Genomic DNA, 16,584 nt, shown 5'->3' with positions numbered 1-16,584 from the left:
TTCATCACGGCGGCCGATTGACCTGATCTCGCGATTTCATGCCAGCCGGCGCCGCGATCGGCTAAAGGAGGGCATCGAATGTCGCGAGGTAGATGCTGATGAACACCGCCACTCTGCCCGGCAGCACCCTGGTCGCGGAGCTCCGCCCGGAAGCCGTCAACGCACCGGAAAGCGGCATTGTCGAGGTGATGAACTACGGCAGGCTGCGGCCGGGCCTGATCCCGCTCTGGGTCGGGGAGGGTGATCTGCCGACCCCGTCCTTCATCAGCGATGTGGCGGCGCGTTCGCTCGCTGCCGGCGAGACCTTCTACACCTGGCAGCGCGGCATTCCCGAGCTGCGCGAGGCGCTGGCGCGCTATCATGAGCGCCTCTACGGGCAGAGCTTCTCGCCCGAGCGCTTCTTCATCACCGGCTCGGGCATGCAATCGGTCCAGATCGCGGTCCGCATGATCGCGGGACCCGGCGACGAGCTCATCATTCCGACACCGGCCTGGCCCAATTTCGGCGCGGCGGTCAGCGTTGCCGGAGCGCGCACGGTTTGCGTGCCGATGGACTATGCGCAGGGCCGATTCACGCTCGATCTCGACAAGCTCGCCGGCGCGATCACGCCGAAGACGCGCGGCATCCTGATCAACTCGCCCTCCAACCCGACGGGCTGGACCGCAACCCGCGAGGAGCAGGAGGCGCTGCTCGCGCTCTCGCGCAAGCACGGCATCTGGATCATCGCCGACGAGATCTATGGTCGCTTCGTCTTCGACGGTTCGGAGCGCGCGCCATCCTTCCACGACATCATGGGGCCGGAGGACCGCGTCGTCTTCGTCCAGACCTTCTCGAAGAACTGGGCGATGACCGGCTGGCGCATCGGCTGGATCGAGGCGCCGGAAGCCTTCGGTCAGGTCATCGAGAACCTGATCCAGTACTCGACCTCGGGCTCGCCGGTCTTCGTGCAGCGCGGCGCGGTCGCAGCGCTGGACGATGGCGAGGGCTTTGTCGCCGAGCAGATCGCGCGCGCGGCGGAAGGCCGACGCATCATTTTCGAAGGTCTCAAGGCGACGAATCGCGTGGCGCTCTCGGCACCGGTCGGGGCGTTCTACCAGTTCTTCTCGGTCGATGGCCGCGACGATTCCCGCAAGCTGGCGCTCGAATTGGTCGACAAGGCCAATGTCGGCCTCGCTCCCGGCACGGCCTTCGGCCCCGGCGGCGAAACGGGGCTGCGCCTTTGCTTCGCCCGCAAATCCTCCGATCTGGTCGAGGCGGTGGCCCGGCTGCAGCAGGCTCTGGCGACGATCTGAGCCGCCGCGCCCGCAGCGCAGGGCAGCCTTGCGCGGAGCAGCCCGCTCGCCGATTGACCGGTGCCGCGCCTGCCGCCATGAACGCTCCGGCGCTGCCCCGATCGGCGCGCCCGGAGCGCAATGAGACCCTTCGGCTACCCCACGAACCGGCTGACGATCCTCTGGCGGGAGGCGCTCGTCATTGCGTTGGCAGCCCTGGGCGGTGGCTTGTTCGCGTTGCTCGGCATGCCGGCCGCCTGGCTCTCGGGCTCGATGCTGTTGAGCACGGCCGTGGCCCTGCTGCGCCCGCTCCCGACACTGCGCCGGCCCTGGTTCGACGCGACCATGGTGCTGTCCGGCACCATTCTCGGCTCTTCCGCGACGCCTGAGGCGCTGGCCGCTGCCGCGCGCTACCCTGCCTCGCTCGCCGTGCTCCTCGTCGGTGTCGCCGCGATCATGCTCGCCACCGGTGCCTATCTGCGTCATGTCGCGCGCTGGCCCTGGATCGACGCGCTGCTCGCTGCTGCCCCCGGCGCGCTCTCGACCGTGCTCGCCGTGGCCCAGGCCAAGGGCGCCAATATCGGGCGCATCTCGGTGGTTCAGCTGTTCCGGCTGCTCGTCCTGGTCGCCTGCCTTCCCAGCCTCATGCAGGCGACCGGCATTTCCACCGGAGCTCCCATCCCGGTTGCGGTGTCGATCAGCCCCGGCACCATGCTGTGCGTGACGATGGCGGGGTTGCTGCTTGGCCTCGGCCTCGATCGGCTGGGGCTCTCGGCACCGCTGATGTTCGGCGCGACCTTCGCCAGCGCGATCCTGCATGGCAGCGGCCTGATCGAGGGCACGCTGCCGCAGCCGGTCCAGATCGCCGTGCAGATCCTGCTGGGCTCGACGATGGGCGGGCGCATTGCGCATATTCCGCGCAAGGAGCTCAAGGGGCTGTTCCCGCTGGCGATCGGCGGTTTCGCCGTTTCGATCGGCGTCGCCTTCCTGTTTGCCTGGCCGGCGGCCTGGCTCGCCGGCACATCCTACGCCAGCGGCATGGTCGCCTTCGCGCCGGGCGGGCTGGAAGCGATGGCGATGCTGGCTTTCGCGATGGGGCTCGACACGCTCTATGTCGGCGCTCACCACCTCGTGCGTTTCGTCATCATCGGCCTTGCCATGCCGCTGCTGCTGACGCGGGTGAAGAACGAGCCGCCACGCTGAGGCAAGTCGCGGCGGCGTTCAGCCGCCTGGCCGCATCGCGCCGTTGGTGTGCGTCATCACGGAATAGAGCGAAGTCGTGCCGCAGATGAACAGGCGGTTGAGCTTGGGCCCGCCCCAGCAGACATTCGCTACGATCTCCGGGATCGCGACCTTGCCGATCAGCGTGCCGTCCGGGTGGTAGATGTGGACGCCGTCGGCGGCGCTCGTCCAGATGCGACCTTCGCTATCGAGGCGAAAGCCGTCGAAGAGCCCGGCCGTGCAGGTGGCGAAGACCTTGGAGGCGCCGAGCGTGCTCCCGTCGCTGCCGATCGTGAAGCTGCGGATATGCCGCGGTCCGTTCTCCGGATCGTGGCTCGCGCCTGTATCGGCTATGTAGAGGACGTCCTCGTCGGGCGAGAAGGCGAGGCCGTTCGGCTTGACGAAATCATCGGAGACGATGGAGATCTCGCCGGTCTTTCCGTCGATGCGGTAGACGTTGCAAGCACCGATCTCGCCCGGCGCCTTGTCGCCCTCGTAGTCGGTCAGGATGCCGTAGTCGGGATCGGTGAACCAGATCGAGCCATCAGACTTCACCACCACGTCGTTGGGCGAGTTCAGCCGCTTGCCGCCATAATGGCTCGCCAGCACGGTGATCGAGCCGTCATGTTCGGTGCGCGTCACCTGCCGCCCGCCATGCTCGCAGGTGACGAGCCGGCCTTCCGCATCGACGGTGTTGCCGTTGGAGTTGCGTGCCGGCTGGCGGAAGGTGCCGACATGGCCGGAAAGCGCATCGTAGCGCAGCATGCGGTTATTAGGGATGTCCGACCAGACCAGCGAATTGTGCGCTGGGAACCAGGCGGGTCCCTCCGACCAGCGCGCGCCCGTCCACAGCCGCTCGACACGTGCCGAGCCCGGGATGACGCGGTGGAACCGCGGATCGAGGACCGAAACCCCTGTGCCTTCGAGCACGCCGAACATGTCATCCCTCCCTTGCCACCGCACCGTCATTCTCGGGCGAAGCGAAGCGCAGACCCGAGAAACTCAGGCAGAAAGAGCAGCTGTCTTGTCTTGAGATGCTCGGGTCAAGCCCGAGCGTGACGGCGCGACACGATCTCGGTGCAGCAAATGCTAGAGCGCAAGCCCCGCATCCCAATAGGGCGTGGCGCCGTAGAGTTCGCCGAGATAGTCGACGAAGGCGCGCACCTTCTGCTCCATATGCCGGCGGCTCGGATAGACCGCATAGACCGCGACGCGCGAACCGACGGCATAGGCCGGCAGCACACGCTGCAGCGCGCCGGATTTCAGCTCCGGACCGACATCCCAGGTCGAGCGCAGGGCGATGCCGACTCCGGCCAGCAGCGCTTCGCGCACCACTTCGCTCGAATTGGTCCGCAAGGGGCCGTTGACGCGCACCGAGACCGGGCCTTCCGGGCCGTCGAGGCGCCAATGATCCGTATTGTGGGCGATCAGCGTATGCCGGGCGAGATCGCCGATCTCGCCCGGCATACCATGGGTCGCGAGATAGCCCGGCGTGGCGCAGAGCACGCGGTGGTTCGGCGCCAGCCGCTTCGCGACGAGGCTCGAATCCTGCAGGTCGGCGATGCGGATCGCTAGATCGAAGCCCTCGCCGACGACGTCGACGAACGCATCGCTCAGGACGAGCTCGACCGTCACCAGCGGGTTGCCATCGAGGAAGCGCTTGAGATGCGGCGCGACATGCATGCGCCCGAACGAGGTCGGCGCCGAGACGCGCAGCGTGCCGCGGACCTGACCGGCGCCGCTCGCGACCCAGGCCTCGGCCTCCTCGATCGAAGCCAGGATCGAGACGACGCGCTCATAGAAGCCCTGGCCAGCCTCGGTCAGCGCCAGCTGCCGCGTCGTGCGTTGGAGCAGGCGCACGCCGAGCCGCTCCTCCAGCCGGCGGATGCGCTTCGAGATGACGGCGGGCGACAGATTGAGCTGCCGGCCGGCCGCCGACATGCTCTTCGCCGTCACTACATGCGCAAATACATCGAGATCGCCGAATCGATCCATAAACAAGCTACCTTTTCCAAACTGGAAATAATGGCTGGCTTTGGCTGCGCTGCAAGAGCCATTGAATTGATCTAATCTGCAGCGCAAACAATGCGCCGAGAGCAGTGCCTCGGCGCCGTGGAGATGGGAGGGAGCGATGAGCGCGATAGCTTTTCCGGTGCCGGATGCCGGCATCCTCGCCCGCCGCGAAGCGATCATCGCCGGCCTCTCCGGCCTGGTGGCGCGGGAAGCCCTGATCACCAGCGACGACGAGCGCCGCCCCTACGAGACCGATGCGCTGACCGCCTATCGCCGCATGCCGCTCGCGGTCGTGCTGCCCTCGACCACGCAGGAGGTGGCGGCCGTGCTGCGCTATTGCCTTGAGCAGGGCGTCCCGGTGGTGCCGCGCGGTGCCGGCACTTCGCTGGCCGGCGGCTCGATCCCGCAGGAGGATGCGATCGTCGTCGGCGTCTCGAAGATGAACCGCATCCTTGAAATCGACTACGCCAACCGCACCGCCAGGGTGCAGGCCGGCGTCACCAATCTCGCGGTGACCGGCGCCGTCTCGGCCGAAGGCTTCTTCTACGCGCCCGACCCGTCCTCGCAGCTCGCCTGCTCGATCGGCGGCAATATCGGCATGAACTCGGGCGGAGCGCATTGCCTGAAATACGGCGTCACCACCAACAACGTGCTCGGCGTGACGATGGTGATGCTGGACGGCAGCATCGTCGAGATCGGCGGCGGCCATCTCGATTCGCCCGGCTACGATCTGCTCGGCCTGATCAACGGTTCGGAGGGCCAGCTCGGTATCATCACCGAGGCGACGGTGCGGATCCTGCGCTCGGCCGAGGGGGCGCGGCCGGTGCTGTTCGGCTTCCCGACCAGCGAGCAGGCCGGTGCGGCCGTGGCGGCGATTATCGGCGCCGGCATCATCCCGGTGGCGATGGAGTTCATGGACAAGCCGGCGATCGAGATCTGTGAGGCCTTCGCCAAGGCCGGCTATCCGATGGATTGCGGCGCGCTGCTGATCATCGAGGTCGAGGGTTCGGACGAGGAGATGGACGCGCAGCTCGCCCGCATCGTCGCCATCGCCCGCGAGCACGGCGTTACCACCGTCAAGGAATCGAAATCGGCGATGGAGGCGGCGGCGATCTGGAAGGGCCGCAAGTCGGCCTTCGGCGCCACCGGCCGCATCGCCGACTACATCTGTATGGACGGCACGATCCCGACCGGCCAGTTGCCTTTTGTGCTCAGGCGCATGGACGAGATCGTGAAGAGCTACGGCCTGCGCGTCGCCAATGTCTTCCACGCCGGCGACGGCAATCTGCACCCGCTGATCCTCTACAACTGCAACGATCCGGTCGAGGCGCAGAAGGCGGAGGATGCCGGCATGGACATCCTCAAGCTCTGCGTCGAGGTCGGCGGCTGCCTCACCGGCGAGCACGGGGTCGGCATCGAGAAGCGCGACCTGATGACCTTCCAGTTCAACCCGGAGGACCTGGCGCAGCAGATGCGGGTGAGGGCGGTGTTCGACGAGCGCTGGCTGCTCAACCCCGCGAAGGTGTTTCCGCTCGAAGGACGGATCGCGGCGTGATCATCCACACTCCCACCACCGAGGCGCAGGCCTGCGCCGTCGTCAAATCGGTGATCGATTCGCGCGTCCCCCTGACCCTGCGCGGCGGCGGCACGCGCGCTGGCCTCGGCCGCCCTGCGCAGGCCGCGAGCACCTTGTCGAGCGCCGGCCTCACCGGCATCACCCTCTACGAGCCGGCCGAGATGGTCATCGCCGCGCGCGCCGGAACGCCGCTCGCCTTGGTACAGGAGACGCTGGCCGAACGCGGCCAGATGCTGCCCTTCGAGCCGATGGATCATCGCGCCCTCTACGGCACGGAAGGCGAGCCGACGATCGGCGCTGTCGCCGTCTGCAACATCTCCGGTCCGCGCCGCATCAATGCCGGTGCCGCGCGCGACTCCCTGATCGGTATCCGCATGGTCAATGGCCGCGGCGAGATGATCAAATCCGGCGGGCGCGTGATGAAGAACGTCACCGGCCTCGATTTGGTGAAGCTGGTCAGCGGCAGCCACGGCACGCTGGGCTTCCTCACCGAAGTCACCTTCCGCGTGCTGCCGAAGCCGGCGGAGATCGCGACGCTGCAATGGCGCGGGCTGTCGGACGTGCAGGGCGTAGCCCTGCTGTCCAAGGCGCTGGGCTCGCCCTTCGAGCCGATGGCCGCTGCCCATCTTCCCGCCGGCCTCGCCGGGGAGGAGGCCGTGACGCTGCTGCGTCTGGAGAACTTCCCGGATTCGATCGAGTACCGCTCTGGCGAGCTCGCATTGCTGCTCGGCGAATACGGCGTGCCGGACCGGCTGGACGGCGAGGGCATCGGTTCGCTCTGGCGTAGCATCCGCGACGCCGCCTTCTTCGCGGGCACTGCCGAGGCCATCTGGCGCCTTTCGCTCAAGCCGACGGATGGTGCGAAGGCCGCCACGGCGATCGGGCGGATGCTGCCGGGCGCGCGCTGGTTCTACGACTGGGGCGGCGGGCTGGTCTGGCTGGCGGCTCCGGCCGATGGCGACGCCGGCGCGGCCGCTATTCGCACGGCGCTGAAGCCGCTCGGCGGCCACGCCACGCTGGTGCGCGCGCCCGATGCGGTACGTGCCGCCGTCGATGTCTTCCAGCCGCTGGCCGAGCCGCTGATGCGCGTCACGGCCGGCATCAAGAAGAGCTTCGACCCGGCCGGCATTTTGGAGCCGGGTCGGATGTATGCGGGGATCTGATGGCGCTCGCTGATACCTTGTCCTCCGAAATAGCCCCGCCGCGCGCGAGCTGGGCGCCGGGCCGCCTGAGCCCGATGGCCATCGCCTTGCTGGCCGCGCTGCTGATCGCCATCGCGGCTGGCACGCTGCTCTGGATGGGCCGCGAGCCGATCTGCAAATGCGGGAATATCAAGTTTTGGCAGGGCACGGTGATGTCCTCCGAGAACTCCCAGCACGTCACCGACTGGTACACCTTCTCGCACATCATCCACGGCTTCCTGTTCTACGGCCTGTTCTGGCTGATCCGCCGCGTCAGCGGCCTGCCGATCTCGTTCGGCCTCGCGCTGCTGCTCGCCATCGTGGCCGAGAGCGCCTGGGAGATCACCGAGAACACCGACGCGGTGATCAATCACTACCGTTCGGCGACGATCTCGCTCGACTATTACGGGGACAGCGTCCTGAACTCGGTCAGCGACATCCTCGCCATGGTGCTGGGCTTCCTCGTCGCACGGTTGGCGCCGGTCTGGGTGACGGTGACCAGCGCGCTGGCGATGGAGCTGATCGTCGGCTGGCTGATCCGCGACAACCTCACCCTCAACGTCATCATGCTGCTCTGGCCGATGGACTGGATCAAAGCCTGGCAGGGCGGAGCCTGAGCGATGCAGACCAATTTCAGTCCCGAGCGCCTCGCTTCCGATCCGCGCATGCCGGCCTCGGAGAAGATCCTGCGCACCTGCGTGCATTGCGGCTTCTGCACCGCGACCTGCCCGACCTATCTGCTGCTCGGCGACGAGCTCGATTCCCCGCGCGGACGCATATACCTGATCAAGGACATGTTGGAGAACGGCAAGCCGGCGACGCCGGAGGTGGTCACCCATATTGACCGCTGCCTGTCCTGCCTGTCCTGCATGACGACCTGTCCTTCGGGCGTGCACTACATGCACCTCGTCGACCACGCCCGCGCCCATATCGAGGAAACCTACACGCGGTCCTGGCATGACAGGCTTCTGCGCAAGGTGCTGGCGGCGATCCTGCCCTATCCCGCCCGCTTCCGTGCCGCGATGCTGGCGGCCCTGATTGGCAAGCCGCTTGCGCCGCTGCTCGGGGTGGTGCCGGTCGTCGGCCCGCGGCTGAAGGCGATGCTGGCGCTGGCGCCCGTGCGGCTGCCGACGCGCTCCACTATGGAGGGCCCGCAGAGCTTCCCGCCGCCCGCAGCGCGGACGAAGCGCGTCGCGCTGCTCTCCGGCTGCGCCCAGCCGGTGCTCGATCCCGCCATCAACGAGGCGACGATCCGCTTGCTCAACCGCCACGGCGTCGAGGTCGTGCTGCCGAAAGGGGAGGGCTGCTGCGGCGCGCTCGTCCACCATATGGGGCAGGAGCACGACGCCCTGTCCTTTGCCCGCGCGAACATCGACGCCTGGATGGCGGAGATCGACGGCGAGGGGCTCGACGCCATCCTGATCACGGCCTCGGGCTGCGGCACGACGATCAAGGATTACGGATTCATGTTCCGCAACGAGCCTGATTATGCCGAGAAGGCGGCGAAGGTCTCCGCGCTGGCCAAGGACGTCACCGAGTTCCTGGAGACGCTTGAGCTGTCAGCGGTGCGCGATGTCGCCATGCCGATCGCCTATCACTCGGCGTGCTCGATGCAGCATGGCCAGCAGTTGAAAGATGGGCCGAAGCGGCTGCTGTCGGGCGCCGGCTTCAAGGTGAAGGAGGTGCCGGAAGGCCATATCTGCTGTGGGTCGGCCGGCGTCTACAACATCCTCCAGCCCGAGATCGCCGGGCGCCTGCGCGAGCGCAAGATCGGCAACATCGAGCGCACCAAGCCGGTGCTGGTCGCAACCGGCAATATCGGCTGCATGACCCAGCTCGCGAAGGGTTTTGCCGACAAGGGCGCGACGACCCCGGTGGTTCACACCGCCGAACTGCTCGACTGGGCGACTGGCGGCCCGCTTCCTGAAAAGTTGGCGCGGGCGGGGATCGCGGACAGGCCGTTGCGCGTTGCGACACTCGCGGCGGCCGAATAGCCAACAAGCGCGTCATGCTCGGGCTTGACCCGAGCATCTCCTGCCGCAGAGGGCACCGGCACCTTCGTGTCACGAGATTCTCGGGTCTGCGCTTCGCTCCGCCCGAGAATGACGCCCCGTGACTTGCTCCCTGCGTCGCGGCGGTCTAACCCGCCTCGTACGTTTGTACCGCACGCCCCAATCCGAGTTCGCCCATGTCCGCCGACAAATCCGCCCCTGCCAAGCTGAAGGCCCGCCAGCCGCGGGGCTTCGTCGATCGTGGCCCGGCCGATGTCGCCGCTACCGAGCGCATGCTCTCCGTCATCCGCGAGAGCTTCTCGGTCTATGGCTTCGATCCGGTCGAGACGCCCTTCGTCGAATACACCGATGCGCTCGGCAAGTTCCTGCCCGACCAGGACCGGCCGAACGAGGGCGTCTTCTCCTTCCAGGACGATGACGAGCAGTGGCTCTCGCTGCGCTACGACCTGACGGCGCCGCTCGCCCGCTATGTCGCTGAGAATTTCGACGCGCTGCCCAAGCCCTATCGCAGCTACCGTGTCGGCTACGTCTTCCGCAACGAGAAGCCCGGCCCGGGTCGCTTCCGCCAGTTCATGCAGTTCGATGCCGATATCGTCGGCTCGGGCACTGTCGCGGGCGATGCCGAGATCTGCATGCTCGCCGCCGACACGATGGAGAAGCTCGGCATCAAGCGCGGCGACTATGTCGTGAAGGTCAACAACCGCAAGGTGCTCGACGGCGTGATGGATGCGGCCGGGATCGAGGCGGCTGCGCGCCTTACGGTGCTGCGGGCTATCGACAAGGCCGACAAGTTTCCGCTGGACGAGGTCCGCAAGCTCCTCGGCGAAGGCCGCAAGGACGAGAGTGGCGACTTCACCAAGGGAGCTGGCCTGTCCGGCGCTCAGGCGGATCGCATCATCAGCTATCTTGAGCTCGGCCAGAAGCTCGCCGAACTGGGCAAGGCCAATGCCGAGGACAGCGAAGGTTCCGCCAAGCTGTCGGCCGAGGCGCTGACCGATCTGCGTGGGCTCGTCGAAAGCGCCGAGAACGGTCAGGCCGGTATCGCGGAACTGGATCAGATCCGCGAGCTGATCACGGCGGCCGGCTATCTCGGGCGGATCATCATCGACCCCTCCGTCGTCCGTGGCCTCGAATACTACACCGGCCCGGTCTACGAGGTGGAGCTGACCTTCCCCGTCACCAATGATGACGGGCAGGTGGTGCGCTTCGGCTCGGTGGCAGGCGGCGGACGCTATGACGGACTCGTCGGCCGGTTCCGGCCCGAACCTGTGCCGGCGACCGGCTTCTCGATCGGCGTCTCGCGGCTCTTCTCGGCGCTGAAGGCGGTGAAATCGCCGATCGTCGACAGCAAAAGTGAGCTGCCGCTGGTCGTCGTCACGGCGATGGACAACAAGTCGCCGGAATTCATGCCGGGCTATCAGGCGATGGTCTCCGCCTTGCGGCAGGCCAAGGATGCCGATGGCAAGCCGCTGCTGCGCGCCGACCTCTATCTCGGCGCCTCCGGCTTCAACGCGCAGATGAAATATGCCGACCGGCGCGGCGCCATCTGCGCGGTCATCCAGGGCTCGTCCGAGCGCGAGGCCGGCACCGTCGTGATCAAGGACCTGATCCTCGGCGCCGAACTCGCCGCCGCCAGCCGCGACGTCAAGGACTCCGCCGAGCACAAGGCCAAGCAGGCGCAGGCGCAGTTCGCCGTGCCGGTGGATCAATTGGTGGACGGGGTGAAGACCGTGCTCCAGCGTCATGCTCGGGCTTGACCCGAGCATCTCTTGCCGGAGATTCTCGGGTCCGCGCTTCGCTTCGCCCGAGAATGACGTGAACCTCGAACCGTCCTTCGTCTACATCATGACGAACAAGCCGCGAGGCACGTTGTATCTTGGTGTGACCGCTGATCTGGTCAAACGCGCTTCGGAGCACAAGCTGCTTGTCGGTCGGTCGTTTACGGCAAGATACAATCTCGACAAGCTCGTCTGGTTCGAGACCTTCGATCATATCGAGCTCGCGATCCAGCGCGAGACGAGCCTGAAGCGCTGGGATCGGGAGTGGAAGATCGAAATGATCGAGAAGATTAATCCAGATTGGCGTGATCTATGCGAAGACATCTACCCCGAGTCCTTCTCGGCCGGAGCGTAGCACAGAGCCGAGAAACTTGGGCGGAAGGGCGGTAGAGCCTTCCTCGTCCTGAGATGCTCGGGTCAAGCCCGAGCATGAGGGCTGGAAAATCCCGTTCACCCATTTCCCTCAAATCCCTCGAAAGTTCGTCGCACCGCTGCTAGGACGGCGCTCGCAACAGGATAGGAAGCCGTGTCCGCAAGCCGCGCCAGCATCGAGACCGTGATCGCGCTCTTCGCAGGCGAGGGCTATGTCCATGCCGAGCCCGCGATCCTGCAGCCCGCCGACGTCTTCCTCGATCTCTCGGGCGAGGACATCCGCCGCCGCATCTTCATGACGCAGGATGCCGACGGCCGCGACTGGTGCCTGCGACCCGAATACACCATCCCCGTCGCGCTCGATCACATCGCCTCGGGCTCGACCGAGCCGGCGGCCTATGCCTATGCCGGCCCGGTCTTCCGCATGCGAGCCGGTGAGCCGGGCGAATTCCAGCAGGCAGGAATCGAATCCTTCGGCCGCGCGGATTTCACCGCCGCCGATGCCGAGATCATGGCTGTTACCATCGAGGCGACGGCCGCGCTGGGCTTGAAGGAGCCGCGTATCCAGATGGGCGATGTCGCGCTGCTCGGTGCGCTGCTCGACGGGCTCTCGGTGCCGCGGGCCGCGCGCCGCCGCCTCGTGCGCGCCATCGTGCAGGGCAAGGGAACGGAAGCGGTCGAGGCGCTCGATGCGCCGGCGGCAGAGGGTGAGGCCGCCCATGCCGGCCTGCTCAAGGCGCTGGAAGGGCAGGACCCCAAGGCCGCCCGCGCCTTCGTCGAGGACGTGCTGTCGATTGCCGGCATCTCGACGGTCGGCGGGCGCACGGCTGCGGATATCGCAGAACGCTTCCTGGCCCGCGCGGCCGAGCGCGAAAACCCGGTGAATGGTGACGTCAAGGCGCTGCTCGCCCAAGTGCTAGCCGTCTCGGGCGATCCCGACACCGCTTCCGCTGCGCTCCGGGCACTGGCCGACCAGGCTTCGCTCGATCTGGGTCGGCAGCTCGACGCCTTCGACGAGCGTACCGGCTTCCTCGCCGCGCGCGGCGTGGATGTCGGGGCGATCCGCTTCTCGGCCGGCTTCGCCCGCAATCTCGACTACTACACCGGCTTCATCTTCGAGCTGCACGATACGGCCCGCAGTGACGGCAAGCCGGTCGCCGGCGGCGGCCGCTATGACAACGTCCTCGGCCGTCTCGGCGCGGGCCGGCCGATCCCGGCCGTCGGCGCCTCGCTCTGGCTCGACCGGCTGACGGGAGACGCCGCATGAGCCAGTCGTCCAGCAACGATGCCCCGCTCGTCCTCGCGGTGCCCTCCAAGGGCCGCCTGCAGGAGAACGCGACCGCCTTCTTCGGCCGGGCCGGGTTGAAATTCGTCAAGGCCAGCGGCGAGCGCGGCTATCGCGGCAAGATTGCCGGGGTGGAAGGCGCCGAGGTCGCGTTCCTCTCTGCCTCCGAGATCGTCGCGCAGCTCGCCTCGGGCGCCGCCCATCTCGGCATCACCGGCGAGGATCTCGTCCGCGAGCAACTGTCTGACGCCGATGCCGCCGTCGAGATGCTGACGCCGCTCGGCTTCGGCCAGGCGAATGTCGTCGTCGCCGTGCCGCAGGCCTGGATCGACGTGCGCAGCATGGCCGATCTCGACGATGTCGCTTCGACCATGCGCGCCCGCCATGGCCGCAAGCTGCGCGTCGCCACGAAATATGTGCACCTGACCCGCCGCTTCTTCGCCGAGCACGGCCTCGCCGATTACCGCATCGTCGAGAGCCTCGGGGCGACCGAAGGCGCGCCCGCCGCCGGCACGGCCGAGATCGTGGTCGACATCACCACGACCGGCGCGACGCTGGCGGCCAATGCGCTGAAGGTGCTGGACGACGGCGTGATGCTGGCCTCGGAGGCCAATCTCGTCGCCTCGATGCGTGCCCTCTGGGGCGAGCGCGCCAGGGCTGCCGCGAAGACCATCCTCTCGCGCATCGCGGCGGAGGAGGAGGGGCGCACGATCCGCGAGGTCCGTGCGCGTCTCGATCTGTCGCCGGAGGTGCTGGCGGTTCTCGCGGAGCGTTTCGGCGCCCGGCTGCCGTTCGGTGTGCCGGCTGCCGGTGCGCCGCTGACGTTGCATTGCCCGGACAAGGCCGTCTTCTCGCTGGTCGAGCATCTCGACGGACTCGGTGCCGACGACGTGACCGTCTCCGCACCGACTTATGTCTTCCGTCGGTCGAACCGCCTGCTGGAACGACTCAACGCCCGGATCTGAAGCTGCTTTCTGCGATGGAATGACGATATCGGTCGCGGTTCAGCCTTGATCCTGAACCAATTGGCCTCTAGGCGTGTTAGCCGGTTTGGCGGCCGGCCGCGCGGCCGTGCGAGTGAATGCAGGTAAGACGATCATGATCCGACGCCTTGGCCTTGCGGCCGTTGTTGCTGGCTTGGCCGTGCCGATGCTGATGCCGGGCGAAGCCATGGCTCAGCGCCGTCAGCAGATGCCGTCGCGCTCCGAGCTCGGCGGCGGGCAGACGGAGATTCCGCAGGCCCAGCAGGAGAAGACCTTTCCGGTCGGCGCGAGCTGGAGCGTTGTCCAGCTGAACGGCAAGCCGGTTTACGAGCGCCGGGCGACGCTGATCATCGACAAGAACCTCCGCGGCACCGGCTTTGGCGGCTGCAACACCTTTTCGGCCTCGGCCTACCCGCTGCGCCAGCAGGGCCTCGCCGTGGGGCCGATCGCGCTTACCAAGCGTGATTGCGACAAGGGACTGCTCGAGTTCGAGCGCACCTTCCTCACCGCACTACGCGGTGCGCGCAACTGGGACATCGTCAATGGCCGCCTCGTCCTCAAGGGCGCGGCCGGCGAGGTAACCCTCAGCCGCTCGCTCTGACGCCTGCTTCTCCCCTCGGGGGAGAAGGTGTCTGCGCATCAGATGGATGAGGAAAGGGCCGCGCAAGCGGCCCTTTCCTGTATCAGTGAGGCGGGTCGGCCCTCATCCGACGCCGCTTCGCCGTGCCACCTTCTCCCCGAGGGGAGAAGGGGAGCGCCCTTCGCCGTCAGGCAGCCGGCGTTTTTTCCGTCGGCGTCGGGGTGAAGGTGCCGTCGACATTCGGCTCCATGGTGACGATGGCATCGTGCATGGTGCGCAGCGTCGCGCGATGGCCGATCGAGACGATACGGGCCTCGGGAAGTTCCCGGTCGATCGTGGCGTAAATCTCGCCTTCCAGCTTCTCGTCGAGCGAGGCGGTGGCCTCGTCGAGGAAGAGCCAGTCCGGCTTGCTCAGCAGCGCACGCGCGACGGCCAGCCGCTGCTGCTCGCCGCCCGAGAGACGCTGTCCCCAGAGATCGACCTCGTCGAGCTTGTCGGCGAGATGGCCCAGCTTGACCTTCTCCATCGCGGCGCGGATCGCGGCGTCCTCATAGGCGCCTTCCTTGGCCGGATAGGCCAGCGCGGCTCGCAGCGATCCTTGCGGCAGATAGGGGCGCTGCGGCAGCAGCATGATATCCGCTTCGGGCGGAATCCCGACCTTGCCGTCGCCGAAGGGCCAGATGCCGGCGATGGCGCGGAACAGCGTCGACTTGCCGGAGCCGGACGGGCCGATCAGCAGGGTTGAGCGCGCCTTGCCGAAATCGAGCGAGCCGAGCTTCACGATCGGCTTGCCGTTCGGCAGCAGCAGCGTGGCGTTGCGGATATGCAGGCCCTGGTCGCGCGAGGTCTCGCGGCTGAGAGCCTCCTCGCTGATCGGCCCGTGCTGCGCGTCGGCGATCGCTGACGCAAACGAGGTCAGGCGGTTGATCGAAGCGAGGTAGGAGGCGATCGAGGAGTAGCTGTTGATGATGAAGGAGAGCGCGGTCTGCACTCGGTCGAAGGCGCCGGCCACCTGCATCATGATGCCGAGCGTGATCGTGCCCGCGAAGTAGTAGGGCGCCAGGATGATGTAGGGCAGAACGACGCTAAGCTGGTTGTAGGACAGGGTGAAGCTGGTCAGCTTCAGCCGGCGCCAGACCAGCCGGTAGAAGTTCTCGACGATGTCGCCGAAGCGGCGCGCGAGGTGAGCGCGCTCCGTCGGCTCGCCGACCATCAGCGCGATCTGTTCGGAATATTCGCGCAGGCGGGCCAGGGAGAAGCGGAAATTCGCCTCCCGCTTCTCCTGCTCGAATTCGAGCCGGATCAGCGGGCGCCCGATCAGGTGCGTCAGCCAGGTCGCCGCGACCGCGTAGAAGAACGCGACCCAGAAGATATAGCCGGGAACGGCGATCGAGGTGCCGGGCAGGTTGAAGGCGACCGGGATGTTCCAGAGGATGATCGAGAACGAGACCAGCGTCGAAACCTGCGAGAGCAGGGGCAGCGCGAAGTTGTAGGTCTGGTTGACGAAGGCGCGCGTGTCTTCGGCGATACGCTGGTCGGGGTTGTCGACGCTGCCGGCAAGCGCGATCCGGTAATGCGTCGCGTGATCGAGCCAGTGTTGCGTGTACTCGTTCGCCATGAACTGCCGCCAGCGGATCAGGATGGTGTAGTTGGCGAAGAGCTCGATGAGGTTCGAAATGACCCAGAGCAGGGCCCAGACGCAGAAGACGTAGAAGAGCTGATACCAGAACGCCGCCGCATCCTTGTTCTGCAGCGCGTCGTACATGTCGCGGTTGAAGAAGGAGAGGCGCAGCGTGATGCCGACCTGGGTCTGGTTCAACACGATCAGAAAGACGAACAGCGAGACCGCAAGCGTGCCGAGCCGGATCCGGAACGGACCGATCGGCCAGAGATTGGCCGTGGTGACCTCCTGCGATTCGAAATAGGGTGAGGCGATCCGGGCGATGCGCGCGATCACCGGCACGAAGGAGATCGCGTAGATCAGGATGCCGAAGACGCCGACGGTGGTCGGCAGGCTGGACGGCACCGCGGGAATCTGCAGCGCTGGTGGCCACCAGTCGATCTGCGCCAGCACGGCTGCCGCACCGAACAGCACATATTCGATGGCGAACACGCCGGAGAAGATGCGCAGGAAGAACGGCAGGGTCGGCGAGCGGAAGGTTACCACCGCCAGCAGCAGGCCGACGATGCCCATGCCGATCAGCCCGGCCGATCCGGTCTGTTGGCCGGCGACCAGCGTGACGGCCGCCAGCAGGGCGACGAAGATGCTCAACAGACGCATGGGCAGGGATCCTGGCGGGAAACGGTGGGCT

General features: G+C 66.9%; 14 protein-coding genes. 11 read left to right on the top strand and 3 right to left on the bottom strand.

The genetic code is table 11. The features are described 5' to 3' along the window. The first annotated feature begins 98 nt into the window (after nt 1-98). Both AB4Z10_RS02215 and AB4Z10_RS02210 read left to right on the top strand, forming a co-directional pair. Nucleotides 99-1,292, top strand: coding sequence for a pyridoxal phosphate-dependent aminotransferase (locus tag AB4Z10_RS02215; protein ID WP_441468720.1), 1,194 nt, complete (start codon nt 99-101; stop codon nt 1,290-1,292). Between the two features lie 120 nt (nt 1,293-1,412). After that, a complete protein-coding gene (locus AB4Z10_RS02210) occupies nt 1,413-2,474 on the top strand; it encodes an AbrB family transcriptional regulator (protein WP_441468719.1) in 1,062 nt (353 codons plus the stop codon). Between the two features lie 18 nt (nt 2,475-2,492). Here the strand turns inward: AB4Z10_RS02210 and AB4Z10_RS02205 are convergent, their stop codons facing one another. Then, nucleotides 2,493-3,431, bottom strand: coding sequence for an SMP-30/gluconolactonase/LRE family protein (locus AB4Z10_RS02205; protein WP_441468718.1), 939 nt, complete (start codon nt 3,429-3,431; stop codon nt 2,493-2,495). A 150-nt stretch (nt 3,432-3,581) separates the two neighbouring features. Continuing rightward, nucleotides 3,582-4,487: a LysR family transcriptional regulator gene (locus AB4Z10_RS02200; RefSeq protein WP_441468968.1), complete on the bottom strand. Its 906-nt coding sequence runs from the start codon at nt 4,485-4,487 to the stop codon at nt 3,582-3,584. A gap of 136 nt (nt 4,488-4,623) precedes the next feature. Here AB4Z10_RS02200 and AB4Z10_RS02195 point away from each other — a divergent pair, with 136 nt between their 5' ends. From AB4Z10_RS02195 to AB4Z10_RS02155, 9 genes are all read left to right on the top strand, one after another. Next, complete coding sequence (locus AB4Z10_RS02195; RefSeq protein WP_441468717.1) at nt 4,624-6,060, top strand: FAD-binding oxidoreductase; 1,437 nt, start codon at nt 4,624-4,626, stop codon at nt 6,058-6,060. Continuing rightward, nucleotides 6,057-7,244, top strand: a complete 1,188-nt coding sequence (locus AB4Z10_RS02190) for an FAD-binding protein (protein WP_441468716.1) — start codon at nt 6,057-6,059, stop codon at nt 7,242-7,244. Before AB4Z10_RS02195 ends, AB4Z10_RS02190 begins: the two co-directional genes overlap by 4 nt. Then, a complete protein-coding gene (locus tag AB4Z10_RS02185) occupies nt 7,244-7,879 on the top strand; it encodes a DUF2585 domain-containing protein (protein ID WP_441468715.1) in 636 nt (211 codons plus the stop codon). Before AB4Z10_RS02190 ends, AB4Z10_RS02185 begins: the two co-directional genes overlap by 1 nt. A gap of 3 nt (nt 7,880-7,882) precedes the next feature. Then, nucleotides 7,883-9,256, top strand: coding sequence for a glycolate oxidase subunit GlcF (gene glcF / locus AB4Z10_RS02180; protein WP_441468714.1), 1,374 nt, complete (start codon nt 7,883-7,885; stop codon nt 9,254-9,256). Between the two features lie 194 nt (nt 9,257-9,450). Then, the gene (hisS, locus tag AB4Z10_RS02175) at nt 9,451-11,031 is read left to right on the top strand and encodes a histidine--tRNA ligase (RefSeq protein WP_441468713.1); all 1,581 of its coding nucleotides are present in this window, start codon (nt 9,451-9,453) and stop codon (nt 11,029-11,031) included. A gap of 58 nt (nt 11,032-11,089) precedes the next feature. Beyond that, a complete protein-coding gene (locus tag AB4Z10_RS02170; RefSeq protein WP_441468712.1) occupies nt 11,090-11,407 on the top strand; it encodes a GIY-YIG nuclease family protein in 318 nt (105 codons plus the stop codon). Nucleotides 11,408-11,578: 171 nt separating this feature from the next. Continuing rightward, complete coding sequence (locus AB4Z10_RS02165) at nt 11,579-12,691, top strand: ATP phosphoribosyltransferase regulatory subunit (RefSeq protein ID WP_441468711.1); 1,113 nt, start codon at nt 11,579-11,581, stop codon at nt 12,689-12,691. After that, nucleotides 12,688-13,674 carry an ATP phosphoribosyltransferase gene (hisG, locus tag AB4Z10_RS02160; protein ID WP_441468710.1) on the top strand — a complete coding sequence of 329 codons (987 nt, stop codon included), beginning with the start codon at nt 12,688-12,690 and terminating at the stop codon, nt 13,672-13,674. Before AB4Z10_RS02165 ends, hisG begins: the two co-directional genes overlap by 4 nt. Before the next feature lie 133 nt (nt 13,675-13,807). Next, nucleotides 13,808-14,293, top strand: a complete 486-nt coding sequence (locus AB4Z10_RS02155) for an META domain-containing protein (RefSeq protein ID WP_441468709.1) — start codon at nt 13,808-13,810, stop codon at nt 14,291-14,293. Nucleotides 14,294-14,459: 166 nt separating this feature from the next. Here the strand turns inward: AB4Z10_RS02155 and AB4Z10_RS02150 are convergent, their stop codons facing one another. Next, nucleotides 14,460-16,553, bottom strand: coding sequence for an ABC transporter ATP-binding protein/permease (locus AB4Z10_RS02150; RefSeq protein ID WP_441468708.1), 2,094 nt, complete (start codon nt 16,551-16,553; stop codon nt 14,460-14,462). Nucleotides 16,554-16,584 lie beyond the last annotated feature (31 nt).

Source organism: Allobosea sp. RAF48 (assembly GCF_052114025.1).
Classification (GTDB): domain Bacteria; phylum Pseudomonadota; class Alphaproteobacteria; order Rhizobiales; family Beijerinckiaceae; genus Allobosea.
The sequence above is the reverse complement of the archived record's forward strand: the minus strand, read 5'-3'. Positions and strand labels throughout refer to the sequence as shown.

What these genes read in the sequence shown, in the direction of transcription:
- AB4Z10_RS02215 (WP_441468720.1), top strand. Translation starts at nt 99, where the DNA reads ATGAACACCGCCACTCTGCCCGGCAGCACCCTGGTCGCGGAGCTCCGC.
- AB4Z10_RS02210 (WP_441468719.1), top strand. Translation starts at nt 1,413, where the DNA reads ATGAGACCCTTCGGCTACCCCACGAACCGGCTGACGATCCTCTGGCGG.
- AB4Z10_RS02205 (WP_441468718.1), bottom strand. Translation starts at nt 3,431, where the DNA reads ATGTTCGGCGTGCTCGAAGGCACAGGGGTTTCGGTCCTCGATCCGCGG.
- AB4Z10_RS02200 (WP_441468968.1), bottom strand. Translation starts at nt 4,487, where the DNA reads ATGGATCGATTCGGCGATCTCGATGTATTTGCGCATGTAGTGACGGCG.
- AB4Z10_RS02195 (WP_441468717.1), top strand. Translation starts at nt 4,624, where the DNA reads ATGAGCGCGATAGCTTTTCCGGTGCCGGATGCCGGCATCCTCGCCCGC.
- AB4Z10_RS02185 (WP_441468715.1), top strand. Translation starts at nt 7,244, where the DNA reads ATGGCGCTCGCTGATACCTTGTCCTCCGAAATAGCCCCGCCGCGCGCG.
- glcF (WP_441468714.1), top strand. Translation starts at nt 7,883, where the DNA reads ATGCAGACCAATTTCAGTCCCGAGCGCCTCGCTTCCGATCCGCGCATG.
- hisS (WP_441468713.1), top strand. Translation starts at nt 9,451, where the DNA reads ATGTCCGCCGACAAATCCGCCCCTGCCAAGCTGAAGGCCCGCCAGCCG.
- hisG (WP_441468710.1), top strand. Translation starts at nt 12,688, where the DNA reads ATGAGCCAGTCGTCCAGCAACGATGCCCCGCTCGTCCTCGCGGTGCCC.
- AB4Z10_RS02155 (WP_441468709.1), top strand. Translation starts at nt 13,808, where the DNA reads ATGATCCGACGCCTTGGCCTTGCGGCCGTTGTTGCTGGCTTGGCCGTG.
- AB4Z10_RS02150 (WP_441468708.1), bottom strand. Translation starts at nt 16,553, where the DNA reads ATGCGTCTGTTGAGCATCTTCGTCGCCCTGCTGGCGGCCGTCACGCTG.